24 protein-coding genes and 1 tRNA gene are annotated in these 22,074 nt (G+C 67.1%); 17 read left to right on the top strand and 8 right to left on the bottom strand.

All coding sequences use genetic code 11. The features are described from left to right. Positions 1 to 150: 150 nt before the first annotated feature. Entirely contained in the window at positions 151 to 1,047 is an 897-nt protein-coding gene (locus BCF44_RS02350; RefSeq protein ID WP_116172371.1) for a GNAT family N-acetyltransferase, read from the top strand. Here BCF44_RS02350 and BCF44_RS02345 read toward each other — a convergent pair. Further along, a complete protein-coding gene (locus BCF44_RS02345; RefSeq protein ID WP_116172370.1) occupies positions 1,036 to 1,968 on the bottom strand; it encodes a TIGR03621 family F420-dependent LLM class oxidoreductase in 933 nt (310 codons plus the stop codon). The genes BCF44_RS02350 and BCF44_RS02345 overlap by 12 nt on opposite strands. Positions 1,969 to 2,139: 171 nt before the next feature. Here BCF44_RS02345 and BCF44_RS55245 point away from each other — a divergent pair, with 171 nt between their 5' ends. Beyond that, the gene (locus BCF44_RS55245; RefSeq protein ID WP_170217301.1) at positions 2,140 to 2,604 is read left to right on the top strand and encodes a hypothetical protein; all 465 of its coding nucleotides are present in this window, start codon (positions 2,140 to 2,142) and stop codon (positions 2,602 to 2,604) included. A gap of 117 nt (positions 2,605 to 2,721) precedes the next feature. On the opposite strand, the gene BCF44_RS55240 is transcribed toward BCF44_RS55245, so the two are convergent. Beyond that, on the bottom strand, positions 2,722 to 2,937 hold the full coding sequence (locus BCF44_RS55240; RefSeq protein ID WP_170217300.1) for a hypothetical protein: 216 nt from the start codon (positions 2,935 to 2,937) through the stop codon (positions 2,722 to 2,724). A 128-nt stretch (positions 2,938 to 3,065) separates the two neighbouring features. Here BCF44_RS55240 and BCF44_RS55235 point away from each other — a divergent pair, with 128 nt between their 5' ends. Both BCF44_RS55235 and BCF44_RS02335 read left to right on the top strand, forming a co-directional pair. Continuing rightward, complete coding sequence (locus BCF44_RS55235; protein WP_170217299.1) at positions 3,066 to 3,932, top strand: helix-turn-helix domain-containing protein; 867 nt, start codon at positions 3,066 to 3,068, stop codon at positions 3,930 to 3,932. Further along, entirely contained in the window at positions 3,929 to 4,123 is a 195-nt protein-coding gene (locus tag BCF44_RS02335) for a DUF397 domain-containing protein (RefSeq protein WP_116172369.1), read from the top strand. Before BCF44_RS55235 ends, BCF44_RS02335 begins: the two co-directional genes overlap by 4 nt. Positions 4,124 to 6,788: 2,665 nt before the next feature. Here BCF44_RS02335 and BCF44_RS54660 read toward each other — a convergent pair. The 3 genes from BCF44_RS54660 to BCF44_RS02320 all read right to left on the bottom strand — a co-directional run bounded on the left by BCF44_RS54660 (position 6,789) and on the right by BCF44_RS02320 (position 9,213). Beyond that, positions 6,789 to 7,319, bottom strand: coding sequence for a hypothetical protein (locus BCF44_RS54660; protein WP_147328372.1), 531 nt, complete (start codon positions 7,317 to 7,319; stop codon positions 6,789 to 6,791). A gap of 480 nt (positions 7,320 to 7,799) precedes the next feature. Next, positions 7,800 to 8,366, bottom strand: coding sequence for a class IV adenylate cyclase (locus tag BCF44_RS02325; protein WP_116172367.1), 567 nt, complete (start codon positions 8,364 to 8,366; stop codon positions 7,800 to 7,802). 13 nt (positions 8,367 to 8,379) lie between these two features. Beyond that, the gene (locus tag BCF44_RS02320) at positions 8,380 to 9,213 is read right to left on the bottom strand and encodes an XRE family transcriptional regulator (RefSeq protein WP_116172366.1); all 834 of its coding nucleotides are present in this window, start codon (positions 9,211 to 9,213) and stop codon (positions 8,380 to 8,382) included. Between the two features lie 77 nt (positions 9,214 to 9,290). Here BCF44_RS02320 and BCF44_RS02315 point away from each other — a divergent pair, with 77 nt between their 5' ends. Both BCF44_RS02315 and BCF44_RS02310 read left to right on the top strand, forming a co-directional pair. Continuing rightward, the gene (locus BCF44_RS02315; protein WP_116172365.1) at positions 9,291 to 9,695 is read left to right on the top strand and encodes a hypothetical protein; all 405 of its coding nucleotides are present in this window, start codon (positions 9,291 to 9,293) and stop codon (positions 9,693 to 9,695) included. Continuing rightward, positions 9,692 to 9,904: a hypothetical protein gene (locus BCF44_RS02310; protein ID WP_116172364.1), complete on the top strand. Its 213-nt coding sequence runs from the start codon at positions 9,692 to 9,694 to the stop codon at positions 9,902 to 9,904. Before BCF44_RS02315 ends, BCF44_RS02310 begins: the two co-directional genes overlap by 4 nt. 11 nt (positions 9,905 to 9,915) lie before the next feature. Here BCF44_RS02310 and BCF44_RS02305 read toward each other — a convergent pair whose 3' ends face one another. Both BCF44_RS02305 and BCF44_RS02300 read right to left on the bottom strand, forming a co-directional pair. Then, positions 9,916 to 10,857 (bottom strand): NAD(P)-dependent oxidoreductase, encoded by a 942-nt coding sequence (locus tag BCF44_RS02305; RefSeq protein WP_246014786.1) that lies wholly within the window; start codon positions 10,855 to 10,857, stop codon positions 9,916 to 9,918. Continuing rightward, positions 10,854 to 11,693, bottom strand: a complete 840-nt coding sequence (locus tag BCF44_RS02300) for a P-loop nucleotide/nucleoside kinase family protein (RefSeq protein ID WP_116172363.1) — start codon at positions 11,691 to 11,693, stop codon at positions 10,854 to 10,856. Before BCF44_RS02300 ends, BCF44_RS02305 begins: the two co-directional genes overlap by 4 nt. Before the next feature lie 808 nt (positions 11,694 to 12,501). Here BCF44_RS02300 and BCF44_RS02295 point away from each other — a divergent pair. The 11 genes from BCF44_RS02295 (at position 12,502) to BCF44_RS02245 (ending at position 21,744) form a co-directional block, all read left to right on the top strand. Further along, on the top strand, positions 12,502 to 12,825 hold the full coding sequence (locus BCF44_RS02295) for a hypothetical protein (RefSeq protein WP_116172362.1): 324 nt from the start codon (positions 12,502 to 12,504) through the stop codon (positions 12,823 to 12,825). After that, a complete protein-coding gene (locus BCF44_RS02290; protein WP_116172361.1) occupies positions 12,825 to 13,289 on the top strand; it encodes a Pycsar system effector family protein in 465 nt (154 codons plus the stop codon). The genes BCF44_RS02295 and BCF44_RS02290 overlap by 1 nt, the downstream gene beginning before the upstream one ends. Before the next feature lie 426 nt (positions 13,290 to 13,715). Further along, entirely contained in the window at positions 13,716 to 13,961 is a 246-nt protein-coding gene (locus BCF44_RS02285) for a hypothetical protein (protein ID WP_116172360.1), read from the top strand. Next, positions 13,958 to 14,215 carry a hypothetical protein gene (locus BCF44_RS02280; RefSeq protein WP_116172359.1) on the top strand — a complete coding sequence of 86 codons (258 nt, stop codon included), beginning with the start codon at positions 13,958 to 13,960 and terminating at the stop codon, positions 14,213 to 14,215. The genes BCF44_RS02285 and BCF44_RS02280 overlap by 4 nt, the downstream gene beginning before the upstream one ends. Further along, positions 14,215 to 14,544 (top strand): hypothetical protein, encoded by a 330-nt coding sequence (locus BCF44_RS02275; protein ID WP_116172358.1) that lies wholly within the window; start codon positions 14,215 to 14,217, stop codon positions 14,542 to 14,544. The genes BCF44_RS02280 and BCF44_RS02275 overlap by 1 nt, the downstream gene beginning before the upstream one ends. Before the next feature lie 160 nt (positions 14,545 to 14,704). Continuing rightward, positions 14,705 to 15,556, top strand: coding sequence for an ABC transporter permease (locus tag BCF44_RS02270; RefSeq protein ID WP_116172357.1), 852 nt, complete (start codon positions 14,705 to 14,707; stop codon positions 15,554 to 15,556). A 12-nt stretch (positions 15,557 to 15,568) separates the two neighbouring features. After that, positions 15,569 to 17,836: an ATP-binding protein gene (locus tag BCF44_RS02265; RefSeq protein ID WP_116172356.1), complete on the top strand. Its 2,268-nt coding sequence runs from the start codon at positions 15,569 to 15,571 to the stop codon at positions 17,834 to 17,836. A gap of 261 nt (positions 17,837 to 18,097) precedes the next feature. After that, entirely contained in the window at positions 18,098 to 18,553 is a 456-nt protein-coding gene (locus BCF44_RS02260) for a DUF2742 domain-containing protein (RefSeq protein WP_116172355.1), read from the top strand. 19 nt (positions 18,554 to 18,572) lie between these two features. Next, positions 18,573 to 20,180 carry a DUF3631 domain-containing protein gene (locus BCF44_RS02255; RefSeq protein WP_116172354.1) on the top strand — a complete coding sequence of 536 codons (1,608 nt, stop codon included), beginning with the start codon at positions 18,573 to 18,575 and terminating at the stop codon, positions 20,178 to 20,180. Further along, positions 20,180 to 20,368, top strand: a complete 189-nt coding sequence (locus tag BCF44_RS02250; protein ID WP_116172353.1) for a helix-turn-helix transcriptional regulator — start codon at positions 20,180 to 20,182, stop codon at positions 20,366 to 20,368. The genes BCF44_RS02255 and BCF44_RS02250 overlap by 1 nt, the downstream gene beginning before the upstream one ends. Then, positions 20,368 to 21,744 carry a tyrosine-type recombinase/integrase gene (locus BCF44_RS02245; protein ID WP_116172352.1) on the top strand — a complete coding sequence of 459 codons (1,377 nt, stop codon included), beginning with the start codon at positions 20,368 to 20,370 and terminating at the stop codon, positions 21,742 to 21,744. Before BCF44_RS02250 ends, BCF44_RS02245 begins: the two co-directional genes overlap by 1 nt. Before the next feature lie 122 nt (positions 21,745 to 21,866). Here the strand turns inward: BCF44_RS02245 and BCF44_RS02240 are convergent. Further along, a tRNA-Tyr gene (locus BCF44_RS02240) sits at positions 21,867 to 21,947 on the bottom strand. Between the last annotated feature and the right edge of the window lie 127 nt (positions 21,948 to 22,074).

Here is a 22,074-nt window from a genome sequence, read left to right as displayed (position 1 = left end):
GCAATTTGCACGTCCAACCGGGCTCTTGAAACGATTAAGCGGACAAAACGCCGGCAAATCGGACACTCGGATGCGCCGATCACGCCCCGTGTCGATCACCTAGCGTAATTCTCGCGACTTCACCCCGTCGCAGGAGTTGGATGTGTCGCCGTGGACATCGATGTCGAACGGCTGCACGCCGCCCGCCTGGCCCTGCTCGACCCGCTGCTGCCGGCCGATCCGCCGCTGACCGGGGACGTGATCGACACGGTGGGTGCACTGGGCGCGTCCACATTCCGGGAAATCGACCCGGAGTCCATCGACGCCAGCTGGGGACCGCTGCGCCGGCACACGCTGGCCGTCCGGCTGGCCGGCGCCGACCTCGCGCCCCTGCTCGACCGGTGGGAGGAGCACCTGGCCAAGGTCGTCACGCCCGGCGACGTCGACTGCGCCGCCCAGATCAGCTGGCCGAGCCGGGACACCGCCGCGGTGCGGACTTTGATCGAGCACGGCTTCGGCCCGTTGGCGGTGCTGGCCGTGCGCCGGGCCGGTGTCTTCGGCGAGGCGCCCAAGGCCCGGAATGTGTCCGTCCGGCACGCTACGAAGGCGGACTTGGTGGCGTGTGTGGCACTAAGTATGGAAGTCATTCGCTACGACACCCAGTTCGGCCTGCTGACCGAGCGGCCGTCCACGGAGGCCGAAGTGCGCCGGACCACCGCCGAGCTACTGGACCGGGACCAGCCGTGCGTCTGGCTCGCAGAGGTGGACGGGCGGGCGGCCGGCATCGTCACGGTCGACCTGCCGCCGCACTCCGAGTGGATCGCCGGCCGCACATCGGCTGGTCCGGCCGCCTACCTCGGCCTCGGCGGCGTCCGGGCCGACCTGCGGGGCGGCGGCGTCGGCAGCGCGCTGGTCGCCCAGGTGCACCGCGAGTTGGACGACGCCGGCATCGAGGCGACGCTCCTGCACTACGCGGTGCCCAACCCGCGGTCCGTGCCGTTCTGGTCCATCCAGGGCTACCGTCCACTCTGGACCGGCTGGAGCCGGCGGCCCGCGCTACGCGCCTGACAGCGCCCGCACCATCGGGGCGGCAGCCTCGAACTCCCGGTCCGACACGACCAGATAGGACAGTCCGAGCCGCTCCCGCCGGTGGTGCGCCAGCTCGACGACGTGGTCGAGCGGGCCCAGGAACTTCGCCGGCATGTCCGCGACCAGATCGGCCGCGCCGGCGCCCCAACCGCGTTCCACCGCATAGCGTTCCGCCGCGGCTCGAGGGTCGTCGGCCAGCTCCACCGACACCACCGAGCTGATCTCGACATCCCGGCCCTCGGCGCGGACCAAATCCGCTTTCGTGGCGAATGCCGCAGTGAATCGCTCCTCCATGGCGTCCGAGATGATGCCGCCGGGCAGCGCCTTGGCCAGGATCCCGACCGAGTCCGCCTCCCGCCCGGCGAGCCGCAGCATGCGCGGGCTGCCGGCCCCGATCAGCACGCGGGGCGCCCGGTCGACCGCGGGGAAGTTGGTGACGCCGTCGACCCGGTAGTGCGCACCGTCGAAGCGGACTTCCTTGCCTGCGAACAACTCCTTGAGCAAGCGCACCGACTCCTCCAGCCGACCGACCCGCACGCCGGCCCGGTCGAAGGCCATGCCCGCCGCCTCGTACTCGACGCGCAGCCAACCCGCGCCGAGGCCGAGCTCGAACCGGCCGCCGGACAGCTGTTGCAGCGTCGCGGCCTCCTTGGCCAGCACGACCGGATGCCGATAGTCGTTGTCCAGCACCAGGGTTCCCACACCCAGCGTGGTCGTCGCGCACGCCGCCGCGGCGAGGCCGATCAGCGGCGCCACCTGGTCCCCGAACGGTTCCGGCACGAAATGGTCGCGCAGCAACACCGTGTCGTAGCCGAGTTCCTCCGCGCGGCGGGCCGTCGCCACCAGTTCACCGACGCTGCCCGCCGATTCCGCCAACACTCCGAACCGAAATCCACCCATGACTCGATCCTCGCCGCCCTCCAGCGGCGATGCTGGCGGCTTTCGGCCGCCACGTTCGACCCGGACTTGACAAAGCCCGACCTGGGCAAACACTCCCGAACAAGATCGCTCCGGACGCACCCCCGACGATCACCCGCGCCGTCCACCTAGCGTGGCCGCAGGAGGTCACAGATGCGCACAAGCGTGCAACTCAGGGGCGAGGAAGAGATAGGAGACCGCAGTTACGCGGTCCACGTCCGGATGGACACGGATCTGACCGTGACCGTCGAACTGGAGGCCCAACTGCCCGACGGCGCCGTCGTGGCGGAGGGCAGTTTCATCCTGCCGGCCAGCGATCTGGTCCCGGCCGGCGAGCTGATCGAGGCCACCCTGCGCGGTCTGGCGACCGTGCGCGGCGGCGGCAAGGTGTCGTCGCGGGCCCGCCCGGCGCCGGCCAACGCCGGCACGCCGTGGAGCGCCGAGCAGGACGACGAACTCCGTCGCCTGTGGACGGAGGGCGACCAGCCGATCGCCGAGCTCGGCCGGCACTTCGGCCGCAGCCGGGCGGCGATCAAGGCGCGGTTGAGCCATCTCGGGCTCGACCCGGACGACCCGGAGCGCGGCACGCAGCCACGACACGACATCACAAAGCCATGACAGCACTCGAACTTGTGTTCGAACTCGTGCTACGCTTGCTCTCGTGGCCGGCGTCATTGGGAGGGGAAGCCCCAGGCGCCGGCCATCTACATCCACCAGGTCTTTTCGCCGCGATGCTCAGTGACCGCGACCGGCCTGCATCTCCGCCAGCGCGCGGGCGCAGGTGTGCACGAGGTCGCGAAGGCTTTCCCGGCACAGCCGGAGCACGTGCTCCTCGCGCTCGCCGATGTAGATGGTGGCCGTGTCGGCCTCGTGGTCGACATCCCAGCGCAGCGGCGCATCCGCGGAGAGCTGGATCTGCGACTCGACGCGGACCGGTGAGCGTGGTTCCACGACCATCACCCCTTCGCACCCAGACGGGAAGGAGAGAAAACGCCTATGTCCGACAGTCGGACTTGTTTAGCATAAGTCCGACCGTCGGAGTTTGGCCAGGCTCTACCCGGCCGAGGAGGTGCATCCATATGGGCAAAGTCCGCCCGACCATGGAGCGCCGACAGCTCGGCCTGCGGCTGCGCCGGATGCGTGAACGTCATGGCCTCACCCAACAGGACGCCGCCGACGCGCTGGGCCGCGTGCGGTCCCGGGTGGTCGATCTCGAGGACGGCCGCAGCACCATCCGCCTCCCCGATCTGGAGGTGCTGCTCGACCTGTATCACGCCACCGCCGCCGAACGCGCCGAACTCACCGCGCTGGCCATCCAGGCCGCACGGCGACGCCGGCGCCCGTCCACTTCGGACGTCCTGCCGGACGCGTTCACCCAGTTCGCCGAGCTGGAGGCCGCCGCAGTCGAGATCTGCGCCTACGAGCCCGCCGTAGTACCCGGCCTGGCCCAGTCGCCGTCGTACCTTCGGGCACTGATCGCCGAAGGCGTGGGCGTGTGGTGGCAACCGTCCGACGAGGAGTTCGAGGCCCGCGTCGCATTCCGCGAGGAGCGCCAGGCCCAGGTGCTCGGTCCCGCCGGCCCGGCCCGACTGCGGTTCGTGCTCGGCGAGGAGACCCTTCGCGCCGCCGTCGGCGACGAGGCGGTGGCGCGGGAGCAGCTGACCCATCTGCTGCGCCTGACCGAAGATCCCCGGATCACGATTCGGTTACTTCTCAGCTCAACGCCAAGCAATCCCGCTCGGGCCGGCGGCTTCACCGTGTTCAAATTCGGCGGCCGCAGCTCGCCTGTGGTGTTCTCCTCACAGGTGTACGGGTCGGAGCGGTTGTTCGACGACGAGGCCGATACCGCCAGGCTCGCGGACTGCTTCGAGCGGCTCTGTCGGTCGGCGCTGCCCTGTGAGGAGACGCGTTCTGTTCTCAGGGAAACGCTCAAGGGGAGTAGATGAGTCGACCGACCGGCCGTTGGGTGAGGAGTTCCTACAGCAGCGCCGCCGGCGCCAATTGCGTAGAGGTCCTGTTCGCTACAGCCAGCCTCGCCGTCCGCGACTCCAAGAACCCCGCCGGCCCCACCCTCAGTTTCCCCACCCCCGCCTGGCACGCCTTCCTCTCCACCCTCAGGCCGTCGACACCCGCATGACCTTCGTCACCCCCTGACAACAAAGGCGGCTGCCGTCGGCCCTGGTTGGCAAGACCCGAAGCAAAGCGCCGAGGGATGACCGCCCGTCGGAAGCCGACCCGCGAAGCCGGCAGCAGCTACGTGCCGCCCACTGGCCGCGTCGCCGCACCGTTCTCGAGTGTCGCGAGTAGACGCCGCCCGCCCGCGCCGGCTGATTGCCGATTCTCGGCGTCGCAAGTCAGCCACGAAAGACCAGGCCAAAGACCACAGCCAAACATTCCCGCACCACCGCAGCCCACACGGATCACCGACCCACCACAGCCCCCACGCAGGCCAGGCCGAAGGCCGAGTACCCCCGCGCCTGCGGCGGCCACACCAATCGCCGATCGACAACCCGCCCCACCGGCAGATCCCCGATCACGGCCCCCTACCGCAGGCCAGGCCGAAGGCCGAGGCCACCCAACCACGGCACCAAGCCACCGTCACAGAAGACAAAGCCTCAACGGGGATCGGGGGTGCAGGGGGCGGAGCCCCCTGCCTTGGGGCCTGGGGCGAGAGCCCCAGAAAACACGACAAGCGGGCTATGTCTGCGCTTTAACGCAGACATAGCCCGCCCATCCCGCGCGTGCCAGGTGAAGGATTTGAACCTCCGAAGCTTTCGCGGCTGATTTACAGACCGCCGCACAGACCCACCCTGAGCTGCGGTTATCCGTGATCCCCCGCCAACTTGGGCGGGTATCCGGCACAACAGCCACCTGGTCGCCGGCAGCGCGGCTAGCTCTCCCCACCTTGCGTAAGACACCCAGCCAACGCAGGAGGGTCTCCCTCACACGCTTTCGAGGTCTGCGAACCACCGCTCGCGGCCATCTGTTCGAGTCCAACCTGCCGCTCCACAGCAGGTCAGGCCGGGGTGCGAACCACGCCGAACTTGAGTGCACGCGGAGGGACAACAGGCAACTGAGACGACGTGTGAGTCCGCACCCCTGTCTCGCTGCCTACGACTTGTCGAGGCTCTGCTCGTGCCGACGTCGCATGAGGCGACCACCGCCCCACGCGCACCCGAGGTACAAGGCGACCGATGGCGCAATCACCAGAACAACGGTAACCCCGGCGATCACTAGACCAACGATGAGAAGTAGGTGCCAGCAGCGGCGCCCGTCCCGGAGAACTCGATCCACGATGCCGAGCATGGTTGTTGGATCGTCCTCCTCGGCGTCGGGCCTGACCCGGGACTGGGTCAACGTGCCTCCGGCCACGTCCGGCGAGGTCGTTGTGACTGTCGACCTGTTCGCCGGTCGCGTGTGTCGTATCGTCACTGGCGCTGTACCACTTTCTTGATCACTGAGACGGTCGGGGATGTGTACGGCGTGTTGCTGGAGGCCCCCCGACGCAACCGGGGGGCCTCCGTTCGTTCTGCCCCCGAGCAGGGGGCAGAACGCCCAATCAGCTAGTCAGCCGAACGGAATGCTTCGACGATTCCGGCACAGCCGACGCGCACCGAGGGCCATCGCGCGCCACAAGCTACTCGACCTGCGCGCCCCAGCCGGCACCGGAAGAAGAGGAAATACCCGTCGGTCACTCGTGACACGGCGACCGTGACCAAAGGGTGACACGGTGACCAAGGGTGACAACCTGTGGACAAGACACGCCCGACGCCCGACGACGGGGTCACGCCTCCGGCGGTCCTCCCGCCGTGAGGACTCCCCTTCGTACCGCCCACAACGGCCTTCCTCTCACGCCGCGAAGTGCATTCAACGATCTGGATCATGCTCGGCTCACGCGGTCGGTGCCAGGAATCCAACCAGGAAACTAACCTAAGACCCCAGGAAACTTGACTACTCGGAGTGACACCGCCGGTGGCGCGTTACTCCGAACCAGCGACCGCCGCACGAGGCGACCTCCACCCCCTGCACAACCGAGGTACAGAGCCAGTGATGGCGCAATCACGAGGACAGCGACGATCCCGACGATCACTAGTCCGACGATAAGAAGCAGGTGCCTGCAGCGGCGGCCGCCCCAAAGGACTCGATCAGCCATGCCTAGCATCGTCGTCGGATCGCCTTCCCGGGCTTCATCAGCGCTGACCCGTGGCTGCATCAATGTGCCGCCAGCCACTTCCGGCGGGGTGCTTGCCACTGCTGACCTTTTCAGCGGCCGCATGTGTCGTATCGTCACTGACCCAGTACCTCGTTCTTGATCCACTGGAGAGGGTCGGAAGGTGCGTATGGCGTGTCGCTGGAGGCCCCCGGTTGCACCCGGGGCCTCCGCGCGTTCCGCTTCAGTAATTGCCGCACTATCCCAATCGGGGTAGTCGACAGAACGGACTAACGGATGTAACCGCTACGGGCAGATACGCTAGATCGCGTTCCTACTTGCCGTCATCCTCCCGGCCTTACAGTCCTCCAAAGCTGCTTTCCTTCACGAAAAACAGCGCCTGAGCAGCGCAGACTCCGGAACCAATGGCCCAAAAAACGCGCGCTCACGTAACACAGAAGACGTGAGAAGACATTAGAATGCAGTTTTCGTTGCCTAATCGTGACCATATGTTCGAGAGGGCCTTGCAGGACGAGTTGCGGTCTAGACCCGAGCAGTGGATCACACATGAAGGGGGGCCAGAGTGGCAGCGCCAATTGACGCCCAAGAACTTGCCGGCCAATCGACATACCCTTGAGCACCAAGGCGCGATCTACAGAAAGCGCTCAATATCGGCTCTAAAGACCTCTGACAACTCGCCGATTACCGGCCAGATCTGCCATGTGCGATAACTCTTAGAGCAATTTCGCTTACGATCTCGAAAGTTGTCGAGATAACGTACGGAAACCCAGCGCTCAACGGCAACCACCACCGCTGGATGCCAACGATTTTCTTCCCAAACCCAAACGGGATCGTCAGGTTCATAGTATTCACCAGGTAGATAGGTGCCACGTTTACGGTGCACCTCAGGAGAAGCATAGGGCATAATGCCAAACGGATCCCAGGAAGGGTCGCGCGCATGAAGTTGGACATCATTCGCCAAGAACTCTTCATACAGCGGCATGCCAGCATGGAAGAAGCGAAACCGCCAGATAATACTTTCCCGTTGCGGGCGGTTCAAGGTAACCCTAACCGCGTGCCTCTTCGACTCGTTGGGAGGTTTAATTTCAAGATTAGCCGCAAGTGATCCCTTTTGGCGCATCTCAAACCAGCGTTGTTCCAGTCGATAGGATTGAGACTCCACACAACAAATAACACGCGCCGGTATTCGCACACCTCTCCAATGAACCAAAACAATGTCTCCCCTTTTGAATCGACCATCGTTTGGAACATCCATCCCCGGTCTACCTCATACGCAATAGCTGATTGCCGACGAGGACAACTCCGCACCGACACCGTCAAAGGAGACACTAAACCCAGCCTTACGGTACACCCTACTGCTAGGTTATCGGAAACAACAGAATGTAACCATGACTAACCCTGTGTAACACGGTCCGCCACCGCTGCCCGAATACTCCGACGACTGGCGTCAGCATCACGCAACCGCGAAGGTCTGCTGGATGCTGAGCTAAGGATCCGCTCGACCTTATTTACCCTGTTCAGGACGGTGGAGTAGGGGTCGGACCGCCGGGGGCAACCCCTCCCAACGCTTCATGTGGGCACGTCGTTGGCCACCACCCGGTGGCTCGGTCCCATGGGCCAGCACTGGCCCCGTATGTGAGGGTCAAACATGCCGCTTCGCTGCCACCGCTCCCGTATACGTCTCAGTGGTCAACTCGGTAGCACTGACTCCCAACTCGTTCAGCATGCAGCGCACTACGACCAACGCGTCATCCACATCGTCGTTGGTGGTCAGCGTCTCGACTTCAACGAAGGTCTCACCGTCCAACTCCGGCACCTCAACCACTGTGGCCACAAGGTCTCGGCCGTGCTCAGTGAACCGAAAGTTGGTACACCGCTTCTCGAATGCGATCAACTCGACCAACCCCAGCACGGTGACCAGCTTCGTGACCACGTTCGGGTCATCTACGGGCGTCTCATGCTCCGGCTTCGAGCCGCTGGCTGCGTCCACTGCCGGTTCTTTGAACGTCAGCAACGACCCCGAATTGCCGGCATCGTCGGTGATCGTACGGAGCCGCACCTCGTAGCCGGCGGCGCTGAGCCGGCGGTCCGGGTAATCGAAGTAGTGATCGGCGTAGACGGAGTGCTCGGCGGGTGCTCGCTCAGCGAGGCGTTGGCGCACCTGCTCAGGGTTGCGCAGTCGTGCCTTGAGTTCTGCCTCGACCGTCACGGCCGCCTCCCGGTCAGACCACGCGCCGCGCGGTGCGACGCAGCTCGTCGCTGAACCTACGGAAGCCGCGGTGCAGTGCGCCATGCGGCGATCCGGCGATTCGGTACATCGGCGAGGTGTGGCCTTCGTGGGTCTCGCCGAACGCGGACACGAACAGAGTGCTGTCTAGGCCGATGACGCGCCAGGTGGGCAGCAGCGCGTAGGTATGCGCTTCGACTTGCACGCCGTCGGCGGCGAGTTCGCGGAGGCGCTCGATTGACATACGGATGCCGCCGCTGAACGTCGTGTACGACTCGCCGATTTCGGAGGCCCTGCGGTGGGCTGCTTCGCTGTCGGGATCGAGCAGCAGCACGCGGACGACTGGGGTCGCCTTGCGCACGCTGGGGCGAAGGACCGAGTCGTTCATTCCTAGGATGCCCAGGCCGCGTACGGCCAGCACGTCCACAGTGGTGGCCTTGCCGGCAAGATCGCGGATTTCGGGCAGGGCGGCGGACTGAGACGGGTAGACCGCGATCAGCTCGGCCCGACCGGAGGCACTGAGGTGATCGAGCCCAGCAGGGTCCTGGGGTGCGAGTCCGAGCAGCATTCGCGCGTCGTCGGGCATCTGGACGCCGTCGGCGATGCGCTCGAAGAGCTCAAGCGTGGTGACCTTGCGGGTACCGGCGATGATCTCGCTGACACGGCCCTGAAGCAGGCCGGTAGCGCGGCCGATGCGAGTTTGGCTGGCACCGCTGTACTGCTGCACCGCCTTGAACAGCGCGGCCATGTCGCGGGCGCGGAGCGCGTCACGGACTTCGGGACGCTGCCATGCCCAGTCAGGGAGCGCCACGCCCTTCGGGTCGGTCATCCAACCAGGCTACATCTCGCGGTGAGATACCCATCTCGGTATGGGATAGGTAGCGCTCGGTGGTCGAAGGTCGAGGTATGCCCGGGGAGAAGATCTTCACGACGTGGTTGACGAGCACCGATCGCGTCGACCACGCCGTGACCGATGAGGAGTTCACCGCGCATCGCCCGGAGCCAGAGGCGGTGTGCGGTGCGGTGATCATGCTCGCGCCGATGGAGACTCCGCCCGGCCCGCATTGCGCCCGATGTTCAGCGTTCCTGGCCGCCCGCGAGTCGTTGCGGGACCTGGAGCAGCGGATCGATCCGCACCGGCACCGCCGGCCCTGTTGGCTGCACCGGATCCTGCATCGCACCTCGACTCCGGCCGTGCCGACCCCGCGCGCACTCGGTCGGCGCGGCCGGCTCCACACCCCGGCGGACGCGATGGGCTCCCCGGCCGTCGTGTCCGCCGGTCTTACTGGCTCAGACAGGGACCAGCGATGACTGCGAGCCAGCAGGAGACCGAGCAGCAGGAGCGGGCCAACCGAACGCTGACGCACTTCCACTTCTGCCTTGGGTTCCTGACCGTCGGGGACGTGTCCGGTGCGAACGACTACCTGAAGGACGTCGAGGCTCGGGACGGTCGGCAGATGTACCAGGCTGTGTGCGACATGATCGCCGTGCACACGTGCATCCCGCGCTTGGAACCGTGAGGACGGCCGCGTTAGCGAGCCGCGACGTTCGACGGGGTCTCTCCCCGTGCCAGCGCGGCGACCTGTTCGGCTGCGACCTCGTAGCAGAGTCGGTTGGTGCCTGGCACGGTCCGCGCTGAGTGCGGGCTGACGATGAGGCCTGAGCAGCTCCACAGTGGGTGGTCCGCCGGCAGAGGCTCAGGATCGGTGACGTCGAGCGCGGCGCGCAGGCGCTGCGCGGCCAGCTCGGCCACCAAGGCGTCGGTGTCGACGATGCGGCCCCGGCCGGCGTTGACGAGTAGTGCGCCGTCCGGCATCGCGGCCAGGATCTTGGCGTCGATCAGGCCCTCGGTGTCGGGAGTGAGTGGGCAGATGACGACCACGACGTCGTGCTCGCTGACCATCTCGGGGAGTTCATCGACTCCACGCACGCTGTCACGGGCGGTCCGGCCAACCAGGGTGGCGGTCGCGCCGAACGGCGGCAGCAAGCGAGTCACCGCGGTTCCGATTGCGCCGGCCCCGAGCACGAGCACGCGCTTGCCGCTCAACGTCTCGAAGTCGGTGCCTGGTCGCCGGTGAGCCCAGGTGTGCTGGTCCTGGTAGCGAATAAGCGCAGGCCAGCGGCGGTACGTGGTCAAGATCGCGGAGAGAATCCACTCGCTGACCGGGCCGGCATGGGCGCCGCGAGCGTTCGCCAGCATCACGCTGTGCGGGACGTGCGGACTCCACTCGTCGATGCCAGCGCTGAGCAGCTGCACGAGGCGAAGGTTCGGCAACTGCTTGACCAGCGGGATCGGGCGCTCGCTGCCCCGGTAAGGCGGCAGAAAGACATCGGCGGTGCGCTGCTGGTCAGACAGTCTGGTAGCGGTCGGGTCGTAGGTGATGACTTCGACGCCAGACACCTGGTCGAGCAGGCTGACGCCGACCTGGTCCTCTGCCTCGTTGCTGACCAGCACACGCAACAGGATGCTCACGCCGTCACGGTAGCGAGCAGCTGCTCAGCCTGTTCCTGCAATGGCCGAGCGTCAGACGAGTTGTTGATAACGGTGTGCTCGATCGCCGGCTCGAACGCCAGGTTGAGGCCCGCCACCCAGGCATCCCAGTCCGCGAGCTTGGCGGCGTCGCGCGCCGCGCCACGGTGACGGATGTACCGGCGCATCGACTCGGCGTCGGTCCGAACCCAGATGACGTGCAGGTCAGCGCCTAGGCGCGCGAGGTTCGCGGCCGTCCGGTCGCACCACGTCTTGTCCGCCAGTTCGAGGGCGAACGGCGCGGTGACGATGGCAGAGGTGCCACATTCGACGTTCTCCATCATGCCGGCGATGAGCGCTTCGTACTCGGCTGGCCGGATGGAGGTGCGGTACAGGTCCGACTCACGATCATGCGGCGAGTGGCCGAGCAGCTCCAATGCCTGCTCGACGACCGCGCGCGTGGTCGTGTCCTTGTCGAGCATCGGCCAGTGCGTGAGCCGGGCGAGGATCCGGCCGAGCTCGGTCTTGCCACTCCCCGCATAACCACCGATGAGCAGCACTTTTGGCCTGCTCGGCGCACTTCGCTCCTCAGGCGGCGGGTAGTTGACGATGCGACCCGCACGCGGCTTGCCGATGATCAGCCCTTCCGCCGCGAGGATGTCCATCGCCCGGCTGACCGTCGCCGGCGACGTGTCGTACTGCTTGGCGAGCTGCTTCGACGTCGGCAGGGGCGCGCGATGGGCGAGCCGGCCAGCTTCGATCTCCGTGCGCAGGTGGTGCGCCAGGGCTTGTGATGTCGCCTTGCCCGAACTTGGGACGTTCCCGAGGTCCGAGTCCATCTGAGTCAACGCCTCCCTCTGACGAGCCAACGTGACTCACACCGTACCAGTGACCCGCCTGGCTGGACTACCCCAAACCCGGTACATGGCCATTTACCTGGGCGGATGCGACGAGTTTCACAACACCTGTTGACTCGAGTTGGCTCGACTTGTTACGTTCTGACTCGCGTTGAACCGGAGTGAACCGGATCACCTCCCCGGAGGAGGTCCACCGCCCGGTCGTTCTTTGAGAACTGCATACGTTCCTGGATTCAGCGACTGGGCATAGGGGCTGACAACGGGGGCAGACCGCACGGCGACCACGACCGACGTGGGCGCTAGGTCCGTCCAAACCGGAGGGACATCACCCGACACGTTCGGGCCGATCCTGCAAGGTGCTTAAGCCTTTCCTGCCGCACAAGGGCTTTCGGCTGTGTGCGTCGATGTGGAGACGGTTGCCCAACTCGCTGCGTGTGCATGGTCCGGACGGGAAACCGCCGCGACACCTCAACCCATGCACCTATCCGCCGTGGACGTATCGCAGTCGTTCTTTGACTCCTCCACAGCGTTCGAGCGGCCCGCCTACCAGCCCTGCCTTAAGGGACGAGGGGGCCGACCGCTCTCAGCCGCGATTGCGGCTGGCTCTCCGGTGGACCGATACGACGGCACCGGAGAGCACCCCAACACCAGACGCACCCCGTCGGGTGCCGTTCCTCCGCACCACACCCGCTTGCGCGGGTGGCCCGCCGGTTCGGCGGGACGGCGGAGGTTCGGGAACCAACGGCACCGCCCGGTGCCCATCCACTTCGACACAGGGAGCACCAACCCCATGCACGTCAACGACTTCCCCGGCATCGACGACATCACCGAGCCGACCGCCGACGACATCGCCGCGATCGACGCGTCCGGCACCTTGACCACGCTGGACGCCGAGTACCACTACCTGATCAGCCACCCGAAGCTTTCCAGCGAGTTCGCGCAGCTGCGTGAGCCGCGCCCTGAACCCACGACGTCCCTGCTCGACGGCTCCGCCCGCGCCCGCCGGGACCGCCGTATCGCGCAGCGCACCCTCGGCAACGCCGTGCGCGTGCTGAGCGTCCACAGCGACCTGACGACCACCACGACCACGCAGGCCGGGAACGAGGCCGCGTAATGACCGAGCCCACGATCCCCACTGGCTTGCTGGCCGCCCGCGACCAGGTCCGCGATGAACTGCGACGCGCGGACAGCAAGGCCACAACGCTGTTGTCTCTGGTCGGTGCTGCCCTGGCCGGCATCATCGCCCTGACCGGGCGGAGCCTGCCGCCGGTCGCGACGGTTGCCCTGTGGACGTCGGCTCTGCCGATCGGGCTGAGCGTGCTTCTGCTGCTCGCGGCTCTCCGCCCCAACCTGAACGGCGCTGCCCCGGGCAGTTGGCTGCACTCGCTGACCAGCGAGCCGTACGAGCTGCTGAAGTACTACAAGACGGCGCACCCCGTTGACGTCGTGTACGACGTGCGGAGCCTGGCGCAGATCGCCTGCCGCAAGTTCATCCGCATCCGTCGCGCGGTCAACCTGCTCGTGCTCGGCCTGGTGGTGCTCGCCGTCGCACTGGTCACCGCGATGGTGCCGTTCTGATGGCACATCCGACGCCCCCAGGTGGGTACCGGCTCGATGATCCCCAAGGTCACTCGAACCAGCACCCACCCAAAACCCGGGCAGGCGATGGGGGGCGCCCGCCCCAGGCCGGAATCACCCAACCAGTCACACCACTCAAGGCGGGTTCCGGCCGACGCGTCCTCGGCTACCAGACCGGAGCCCACCCCCAGACCCAGACATGCGGTGTGCCCGGGTCCACGCGCCACACAACCAGCGACAACGTCCCGACACCAGAGGACGTGACGCCACTGGCCAGGACTGGCCAGCATCCGCCCAGATTTCGCTCAACACCCCAGGAACCGCCCCGGCCCGACAGCCCTCCGGCCAAGAAGCGACTGCCGGACCGGGATCACACCCCTACTGATCACTGACCAGAAGGGACACACAGTGTCTCGCATCCTCACTATGCCCACGACGGCCATCCGGTCCGACGCGTTGCTATGGGGCACCTGCCCCACCTGCCTGACCGAGCACTACACGCTGACCACGACCGGCCGCCTGCCTGAGCACCCGGTGCCCGGCTACGGCCAGAACCGGCCGCAGTGCGTCGGATCCCGCAGGTACCCGCTGCCCGGCAGCGCCGAGCCGGCCGAGACCTGCTTCAACGCCACCGGCAACTACGGCGTCGTGCAGCTGGGAGCCGCCGCGTGAACACCCGAGCATCCCTCGCCAACCTGACCACGACCGCAGTGATCGCATACGCGCTGCTGACGATCCTCACGCTGTTCATGCGGATCTTGACCACGAGCGCCGCACTGGCCGCCGAACTGGGCGACAGGTTCGCGGAGGCCGGTGACGCTGCCCGACACGCCGCACGTGCCTCCGGCACCCGGCAGCCACGACCGGGGCCGACCTACTACGGCACGACCACCCACGCCTACAACGCCGCCTCCGGAGGTGCCTGATGACCGCGAACACCAACTTGTTGATCGTGCTCGCGGTCGGCGTGGCCCTGCTTGTGGTGGGAATGGGCGCCCGGCTGGCCTGGCGTCGTGCCCGCACCGCCGCCACACGACCGATCGTCATCGCTCGGTCTGCCGGATCGCCGCTACGGACGTTGCTGGTCGGCGCGGTCGTCGTCGGCGTGCAGTGGGCGGTGGCTGCTCACGACCCGAGTCCGCGCCTACTGCTGGCTGTACTGGCAGTGCCCGCGCTGTTCGCCGGAGCGTCAATCGCCCGGCTGACCTCCGGCCCCGCGACCGTCCGCAATGGCCGGAAGGAGGCACGGCGATGAGCGGCATCACAGGCATCCCGAACCCGGACGGCAGCAAGCGGGACTGTGCCGGATGTGGTGCGCCGACGGTGGTCGTGTCGACGGCCACCGGCAATGAGCGTGTCCATTGCGGCACCTATCAGGCTCGCTGCCACACCACGACCGCGAGGAGGCGGACCCGATGAGTAGCGCATTCCCGCGCCCGGTTGACGAGTTGGTGCCCGCCGTCCGCGATTGGGCCACTGAGCTGGGACAGCTCCCGTCCCGCAACAAGATCAAGCAGCGGTTCCGGATCGGCGCGGACAAGGCCAACACGGTGCTGGCCGCGCTGGCCGAGACCGGGTTCGACCCGACCGCCCCAACTGAGCCGGCGACCCCGCCGGAGCGGCCGTTGCACCTGGTGCCCGACCCGACCGGCACCGACGCCGGCAGCGAGCCGGACACCGACGACGAGCCGGCCGAGCCCGCCAGCGAGACCAGCGCGGACCCGGACATCGACCGGCAACTGGAGGAGTCGCCGGCCGACAACCCGACCGAGGTGACGCCGCAGGTCAGCACCGACGCAGACCCGGGCACGCCGCCGACCGTTCCGCCGGCCGAGCCCGCCCACAAGGTGCGGCGCTGGCCGCTGCTGCTGCTCGCGGTCGGCGCGTTCGTGGCCATCTGGTCCGGGTGGGTCGGACTCGGCGAGATGACCGGGTTCGGCCTGGTCCACCCGCTGCCCGGCATCGCCGACGGCTTGACGCTCAACTCCGCGATCACCCTGCCCATCGGCGTTGAGACCTACGCCGCCTATGCCATGCGGGTCTGGCTCGCGCGGGTCGGCAGTCGCCGGGCGCAGCGGTTCGCCCGCACGTCCGCAATCGGGTCGCTGGTCCTGGGTGGCCTCGGACAGGTCGCCTACCACCTGATGTCCGCCGGCGGGGTCACCCACGCCCCGTGGCCAATCACCACGTTCGTCGCCTGCCTGCCGGTTGTCGTGCTCGGTTTCGGCGCGGCGCTGGCCCACCTGCAACACAGCACCGAGCAGTAAGGAACCCCCGCGATGAGCACCACCACCGTGACCGGGTCCCCAAGCCCGGACGACAACACCTCGATCCAGGACGCCAGGCCGGACAACGTTCGCGTGCTGCGGCCGCAGGTCAGCGATGCCACAGACCCGGGCAAGGCGCTGGCCCCGAAGATCTACGACAGCGAGATTGTCACGCCGTCCGAGTCCGCCGCCGTGGACCTACGGATGGCGGCACAGCAGGTCGCCCGGCGCGCACCGGGCCAGGTGGTCCGAGTCGTGCGGGTGGTCGCCACCCACGACCGGACCCGCAGAGCCGGCAAGGCAGTTGCCCGCAGTCTGTTCCTCTACGTCCCCGTCGGAGCGTCCCGGGTCGCTGTGCGGGTGTGGGAGGCCAAAACCAACTCCCGCTACGAACGGATGATGCGCGCGGCCGAGGCTGCCGGAGACCTGGAACGGGTGGCCGAGTGGGAGCAGCGGGCCGAGCTGGCCCGTGAACGCCGGCACCGCAGGCGGATGGCGATGCTCCAGGCCCCCGCCGTCGTGGTCAAGGCGACCGTGATCAGCACCTTGTCGCTGACGGTATTCCTGTTCGCGCTGGGCATCGTGCTCGCGATCGCTGAGGGGGACATAGCCGCGGTTCTCGGTCCGATCACCGCCGCGATTCAGGCCGTGCGGTTCACGGCGTGGCTGGTATCGGTGCTGGCCATGCCGGTGCTGATCGCCGCGCCGTGCGTGGGTGTGGGGCTGCTGTGGAACATCGGGCGCAAGGCCGAGATCGCCCCGAAGTGGCTGGCCAAGCAGAACACCGGCAGCGACGTCGGTGTGCCGATCACCCCGTCCATTGTGGTCACCGCGTTGCGGGACCTGGGCATCGCCGAGCTGCGCAAGGCCATCAAGGACATGGGCGACGCGGGCGCGTCGCTGCTCGGTCCGATCGTCATCGCCGGGCGGGGCGTCGAAGTGGACGTCACCCTCCCGTCCGGTGTCGCCACCGATGAGGTGCTGGCGCGGCGCGCGAAGCTGGCGGAGAACCTCAACCGGCATGAGCACGAACTGTTCATGACCAAGCCGCAGGCCGCGCGCACGGTGCGGCTGTGGATCGCCGACTCGGGCGCGTTGGACGAGCCGATCGGCCCGTCCCCGCTGGTGATCGACGAGTCGATGACCGCCGACATGTACACCGGGCGGGCGCCCTGGGGTGAGGACCTGCGGGGCGAGGCAGCCGCGATCTCGTTGTTGCAGCGGCACTTGCTCTGCACGGGTCTGTCCAACCAGGGCAAGACGGCCGCGTTGCGGGCGCTGGCTCTGTGGCTGGCCCTCGACCGGACCGTGGAGTTCCACATCGCCGACCTCAAGGGCATCGGCGACTGGCACATGTTCGACGAGTTGGCCACGACCCTGATCGAGGGGCCAACCGATGAGCACGTCATCCTGGCCACGCTCATGCTGGAGTGGGGCGTGGCCGAGATGGAACGTCGGCTGGAAGCGGTCGACCCGGAGACCCACAAGAACGGCGTCACCCGCGACCTTGCCCGCTCCGCCGCGGGCTTCCACCCGATCGTGCTGGTCGTCGACGAGGCGCAGCAGGCGTTCATGTGCCCGGCCATCGGCGAGGACAAGCGCCCTTACGGCGGGTCGAAGAACACCTCGCGGTACTTCATGGCCGCGCGCAAGCTGCACAACCAGGGGCGCGCGGTGAACGTGATCCTGTGGCAGGGCACGCAGAACCCGACCGATCAGAACCTGCCCAAGCTGGTCCGCGAAGGCGCGCACATCCGCGCGTCGCTGGTCGTGGGCACCGAGGCTGAAGCGCGGATGGCGTTGGGCGACAAGGCCATCAACGGTGGCGCGGCACCGCACAAGCTGCGCCAGGGCCTGGACAAGGGCACGCTCGTGGTCGCCGGGGACGGTGTCCCGCTGCCTGCGGGGCAGTCCTCGATCACCATCCGCACGCACTTCATCGACGGCGACGGCGCGACCGAGATCGCCGACCGCGCCAAGCAGCTGCGCGGCCGGCGGCACACCTCGGGCAGCACCGAGCCGGCCGCGCCCGCGCGGGACCTGCTGGCCGATGTGGACGAGGCGATGAAGGAAGAGACCCGCGTGCGCACCGAGGTCATCCGTCAGCGGCTGGCCGAGCTGTGCCCGGACGCCTACGAGGGCATGACCGCGAAGGAGCTGTCCGACGCGTTGGGCATCGTCGGGGTCGAGCCGTACAAGGCGCACGGCGGAGTGATGACCGTGCGGCTGACCGACGTCCGCGACGCGCTCACCGAGCGTGACGAGAACGGCGGGGAGTAGGCGGGGAGAAAGCCGGGGAGTCACGCCTAGTGCGGGGAGGGCTCCCCAACGCCCTCCCCGCCCCGACTCCCCGCAGTTGAGCAGGGCAAACCCCGTAACGGGGAGGTGGGGAGCCACACGCTCCCGACCTGCGAAAACACCGGGAAACGCCGCGCGGGAGAGGGTCCCCCATGCCTCCCCGCGCGGCGCCGCTCGCCGCAAACCAGCCACTCACCGTAATCGACGCCGACGTGATGGCTCGCGTCGAAAGGGCTGATCACCATGCACTACACCCGCGCTGCGATCGAGCGCACGCCGCAGGCCGTACGCCGCTGGGCTGCGCCGCTGCTGGCCGCCGCCACCCAGGCGGGGCCGATCCCGCTGGCCGGTAGCCCCGACTGGTCAAGGCTGGCCGACGACGACCCGCGCAAGTGGGCGGCCGTCGTGACCAGCGCGTTGGCGTGGCTCAGTGAGGCCACCTCGGCCGCGACCGCTCGCCGACTGCGTGCCGAGTTGGACGCCATCGACCGGGCCGTCGCCGAGCGGTTCAAGGCAGCCGCCTGCGAGCTGTCCGCCGCTCACGAGTGGTCGGCCACCGGGCCGGCGCACGCCGAACTTGAACGCCGTCGCGCCGCTCCGCCACGGCGTCCGATCCCGCCGTTCGACCCCGTCGCCGCTGCTCGGTGGGTCCGCACCGGTTACAGCGATCCGCCCTGCGAAGGCCACGCCGCCGCATGACCGAACACCAGGAGACCCGATGACGACCACAGTCGACACCACACTCACCGCGATCGACGACGTCATCGGCACCGACACGGACATCATCACGACCACGCCCGCCCGCTGCCACACCTGCGGCGGACCGCTGTCGGTGTCCGACCACTTTTGCTCGGAGGACTGCCAGACCCGATGGCTGGCCGCGCGCAGTGCCGCGCAGCCGGACGACGCCGGCCACGCGCCAGACCCGGAGCTCCCAGAAGCCATGCCGGACACGCCGATCGCATCCTGGCTGGGCGCTCCGCCGCCGGGCTCGGTCAAGCGGCCCGGCAACCAGGTGCTCGACAGCGTGGTGACGTTCCTGAACAGGTTCATCCGCTTCCCCAACGAGCACTGCGCCACAGTCGTGGCCTTGTGGTACGCCCACACCCACATCGCCGACCGGCTGTACGTCACGCCCCGGCTGATCCTGTCCTCAGCCGAACCGGGCAGCGGCAAGACGCGCGTTTTGGAGATCGGCCAATACCTCGTCCACAAACCGGAAATGACCATCTCCATCACCACGGCCGCGATCTTCCGGCTGCTACTCGACGAACCGGTGACGCTGCTGTTTGACGAGATTGACGCCGTATTCACCAGCAAGGGAGGCGGCAACAACGAAGACCTTCGCGGCCTACTCAACGCCGGATACAAGCGCACCGCCACTGTGTCCCGGTGCGTTGGCGACGCGAAGGCAATGAAGGTGCAGCGGTTTCCCGTGTACGCGCCGGTCGCGCTGGCCGGTATCGCCGGGCGAATGCCGGCCACCATCACGACCCGCGCCATCACCATCCACATGCGCAAGGCCAGCGAAGACGAACAAATTGAAGATTTCATGGAGGAGGATGTCGAGCGCGAGGCCCGGCCACTCCGCGAGGAACTGGCAGGGTGGGCGAATAGCGTCGCCGACAAGGTGGCCACCGCCCGACCGGAGCGGCCCGACGGCGTGCGGAACCGCGCGGCGGAGATCTGGCGCCCACTGCTCGCCCTGGCCGACGAAGCAGGCGGCGACTGGCCGGAGAAGACCCGCGCGGCCTGCACTCACTTCGTCGTCGACACAGCCGCCGACGCCGAACTGTCGACCGGCGTGCTGCTGCTGGCCGACCTCTACGGCCTGTTCACCGAACGCGACACCGATCGGCTCGCCAGCGCGGAAATCCTCTCGGCGCTGTGCGCACTCGACGAATCGCAGTGGGCAGACATGGGCGACAGCAAGCCGCTCAACGCTCGCAAGCTGGCCGCTGAGTTGGCGCGCTATGGCGTCCGCTCCGTCACATTCGACACGGCCACGGGCAGCAAGGCGCGCGGTTACGTCACCTACGAGACGACCGGCGGCCAAGCGCAGACGGGGCTGACCGACGCATGGTCGCGCTACCTGCCCGCCAAAGTCCGTAACTCCCGTAACTGCCGTAACCGAGCAGGTCAGACGGTTACGGACAGCGGAGCGGTTACAGATTCATCCGTAACCGGTGACTCGGCCACGCCGCCGCCGGTTACGGATCCATCTGTAACCAGCGGGGGCACGTGTAACCGCCTGGCCAGCGAGGTTACGGCAGTTACACCAGTTACGGACTTCACCAACCCGACCGCGACGCAGGGGGACAGCTGATGAGCACGCGCCGAGAGCTGCTGACGGTGGCTGAGTTCTGCAAGGAAGCGAAGGTGTCGCGGTCAACGTTCTACGAGTGGAAGGCGAAGGGACTCGGACCACGTTGCCGGAAGCTGCCCAACGGGCAACTCCGGATTGACCGCCGAGACGTTGACACGTGGTACGACTCTTGCGAGGTGGCCGCCTGATGGGAACGAGTTACAAGGTCACCATCCGCAAGACGTTCGTCTACAAGGGCCAACGAAAGACGACCCACTACGTTCGGTGGACGGTCGACGGGAAGGAGTTCAAAGAGCCGTTCGCGACGAACGCTCTCGCCGAGAGCTTCCGTTCGAAGCTGGTGACAGCCGCACGTGACGGCGAGGCGTTCGACACAACCGAGGGGCTTCCCCTCAAGATGCTCCGCACCGAAACACCGAGCATGTCCTGCTACGAATTCGCGTCTAGATACATGGATGCGAGATGGTGGGAGTTGGCCCCAAAGTCTCGACGAAGCACCGTGGACTCCCTCATCCCGATAACGCGCGCCATGGTGTCGACCGAACGCGGCGCACCGAGCGTCGACGCGCTCAACCGGGCACTGCGCTGGACGCTCAACCCACAGAACGCCATTCTTGAAACTCCGGCGGATCTCACGGCAACGATTGCATGGTTGAAGCGAACGAGTCGACCAGTTGGCGACCTAGGCAACCCGGAAGTGCTCCGAAAGCTACTCGCCTCGTTTGAGCTGAACGTGGGCGGAGCAAGGGCTTCGCTCAACACAATCCGCCTGCGACGCACGACACTGCGGAACATGATCGGAATCGCGATCGAGCAGAAGCTGCTGGACGGCAACCCGCTCGATGAGGTGAAGACGAAGAAAACCAAGGCAACGCTCGCACAGGTCGACCGGCGGTCCGTGGCCAACCCGGTGCAGGCCAGAACGCTGTTGCTCGCCATGGAGGAGGTGGACAAGCGTCTCGTAGCGTTCTTCGCCGCGATCTACTTCGCTGGTCTCCGGCCCGAAGAGGCCCTGAACCTGCGGGAGGAGGTTCTCACGCTGCCTGAGGGACGCTGGGGCACCATCCACCTTGAGAAGGCCGCTCCAGAAGTTGCGGCCCAATGGACGGATAGCGGTACGGCGAACGAAGAGCGGAGCCTGAAACACCGTGCGGAGACCGACAGCCGGACAGTCCCGTGTTGTCCTGAACTGACGGGCATGCTCCGGCAACACATCAAGAGGTACGGCACCACTCGGGAGGGCTACCTATTCCGTGGAGCGCGTGGCGGCAGGCTTGGCAGCACGGTCTACAGCAACGCTTGGGCGAAGGCACGAGAGAAGGCATTCACACCCGAGGTGTTCGCCTCACCGCTGGCCAAGCGACCTTATGACCTTCGTCACGCGTGCCTGTCGACGTGGCTCAACGCTGGCGTTGAGCCCACCCGGGTGGCTCAGTGGGCGGGCAACAGCCTGCGCGTGCTGCTGCACACGTACGCGAAGTGCTTCGACGGCGGCGAGCAGGCCGCGCTTGACCGGGTCGAGGCTCTACTCACGCCCAAGCCCAAGGGCAACGACGCCGCCTGAACTTGGGCAGGCATTTGGCAGAACCACCCGTAGATGACCGGACTCCGGCGGACGCAGCCGGACAGTAAGAGAACGGCCCGGTGACCTGTTGTTGCAGGTCACCGGGCCGTTCTCAGTGCACGTGCCAGGTGAAGGATTTGAACCTCCGAAGCTTTCGCGGCTGATTTACAGTCAGCTCCCTTTGGCCACTCGGGCAACCTGGCTCGGCTTCGCGGACCGGTGGTGGCGTCCGTGGGCAGAACTATACATAACCCGTGGGGGCGGTCTCCAACCGGTATCCCTCCGGGTAGCCTCCGTGGGTCTACCGGACCCGTGTGGCGGAGGTGCAGG

The sequence above is a fragment of the Kutzneria buriramensis genome, from assembly GCF_003387475.1.
GTDB lineage: Bacteria > Actinomycetota > Actinomycetes > Mycobacteriales > Pseudonocardiaceae > Kutzneria > Kutzneria buriramensis.
Note: the sequence above shows the minus strand (reverse complement) of the source record. Positions and strands in the feature narration are given on the sequence as shown.

Excerpts from the sequence above, each read along its gene's own strand:
- BCF44_RS02290 (WP_116172361.1), top strand. The coding sequence starts at position 12,825 with ATGACCGAGCCCACGATCCCCACTGGCTTGCTGGCCGCCCGCGACCAG.
- BCF44_RS55235 (WP_170217299.1), top strand. The coding sequence starts at position 3,066 with ATGGGCAAAGTCCGCCCGACCATGGAGCGCCGACAGCTCGGCCTGCGG.
- BCF44_RS02315 (WP_116172365.1), top strand. The coding sequence starts at position 9,291 with ATGCCCGGGGAGAAGATCTTCACGACGTGGTTGACGAGCACCGATCGC.
- BCF44_RS02265 (WP_116172356.1), top strand. The coding sequence starts at position 15,569 with ATGAGCACCACCACCGTGACCGGGTCCCCAAGCCCGGACGACAACACC.
- BCF44_RS02285 (WP_116172360.1), top strand. The coding sequence starts at position 13,716 with ATGCCCACGACGGCCATCCGGTCCGACGCGTTGCTATGGGGCACCTGC.
- BCF44_RS02275 (WP_116172358.1), top strand. The coding sequence starts at position 14,215 with ATGACCGCGAACACCAACTTGTTGATCGTGCTCGCGGTCGGCGTGGCC.
- BCF44_RS02300 (WP_116172363.1), bottom strand. The coding sequence starts at position 11,693 with ATGGACTCGGACCTCGGGAACGTCCCAAGTTCGGGCAAGGCGACATCA.
- BCF44_RS02260 (WP_116172355.1), top strand. The coding sequence starts at position 18,098 with ATGCACTACACCCGCGCTGCGATCGAGCGCACGCCGCAGGCCGTACGC.
- BCF44_RS02335 (WP_116172369.1), top strand. The coding sequence starts at position 3,929 with ATGAGTCGACCGACCGGCCGTTGGGTGAGGAGTTCCTACAGCAGCGCC.
- BCF44_RS02245 (WP_116172352.1), top strand. The coding sequence starts at position 20,368 with ATGGGAACGAGTTACAAGGTCACCATCCGCAAGACGTTCGTCTACAAG.
- BCF44_RS02320 (WP_116172366.1), bottom strand. The coding sequence starts at position 9,213 with ATGACCGACCCGAAGGGCGTGGCGCTCCCTGACTGGGCATGGCAGCGT.
- BCF44_RS02310 (WP_116172364.1), top strand. The coding sequence starts at position 9,692 with ATGACTGCGAGCCAGCAGGAGACCGAGCAGCAGGAGCGGGCCAACCGA.
- BCF44_RS02345 (WP_116172370.1), bottom strand. The coding sequence starts at position 1,968 with ATGGGTGGATTTCGGTTCGGAGTGTTGGCGGAATCGGCGGGCAGCGTC.
- BCF44_RS02255 (WP_116172354.1), top strand. The coding sequence starts at position 18,573 with ATGACGACCACAGTCGACACCACACTCACCGCGATCGACGACGTCATC.
- BCF44_RS55245 (WP_170217301.1), top strand. The coding sequence starts at position 2,140 with ATGCGCACAAGCGTGCAACTCAGGGGCGAGGAAGAGATAGGAGACCGC.
- BCF44_RS02295 (WP_116172362.1), top strand. The coding sequence starts at position 12,502 with ATGCACGTCAACGACTTCCCCGGCATCGACGACATCACCGAGCCGACC.
- BCF44_RS02270 (WP_116172357.1), top strand. The coding sequence starts at position 14,705 with ATGAGTAGCGCATTCCCGCGCCCGGTTGACGAGTTGGTGCCCGCCGTC.
- BCF44_RS02250 (WP_116172353.1), top strand. The coding sequence starts at position 20,180 with ATGAGCACGCGCCGAGAGCTGCTGACGGTGGCTGAGTTCTGCAAGGAA.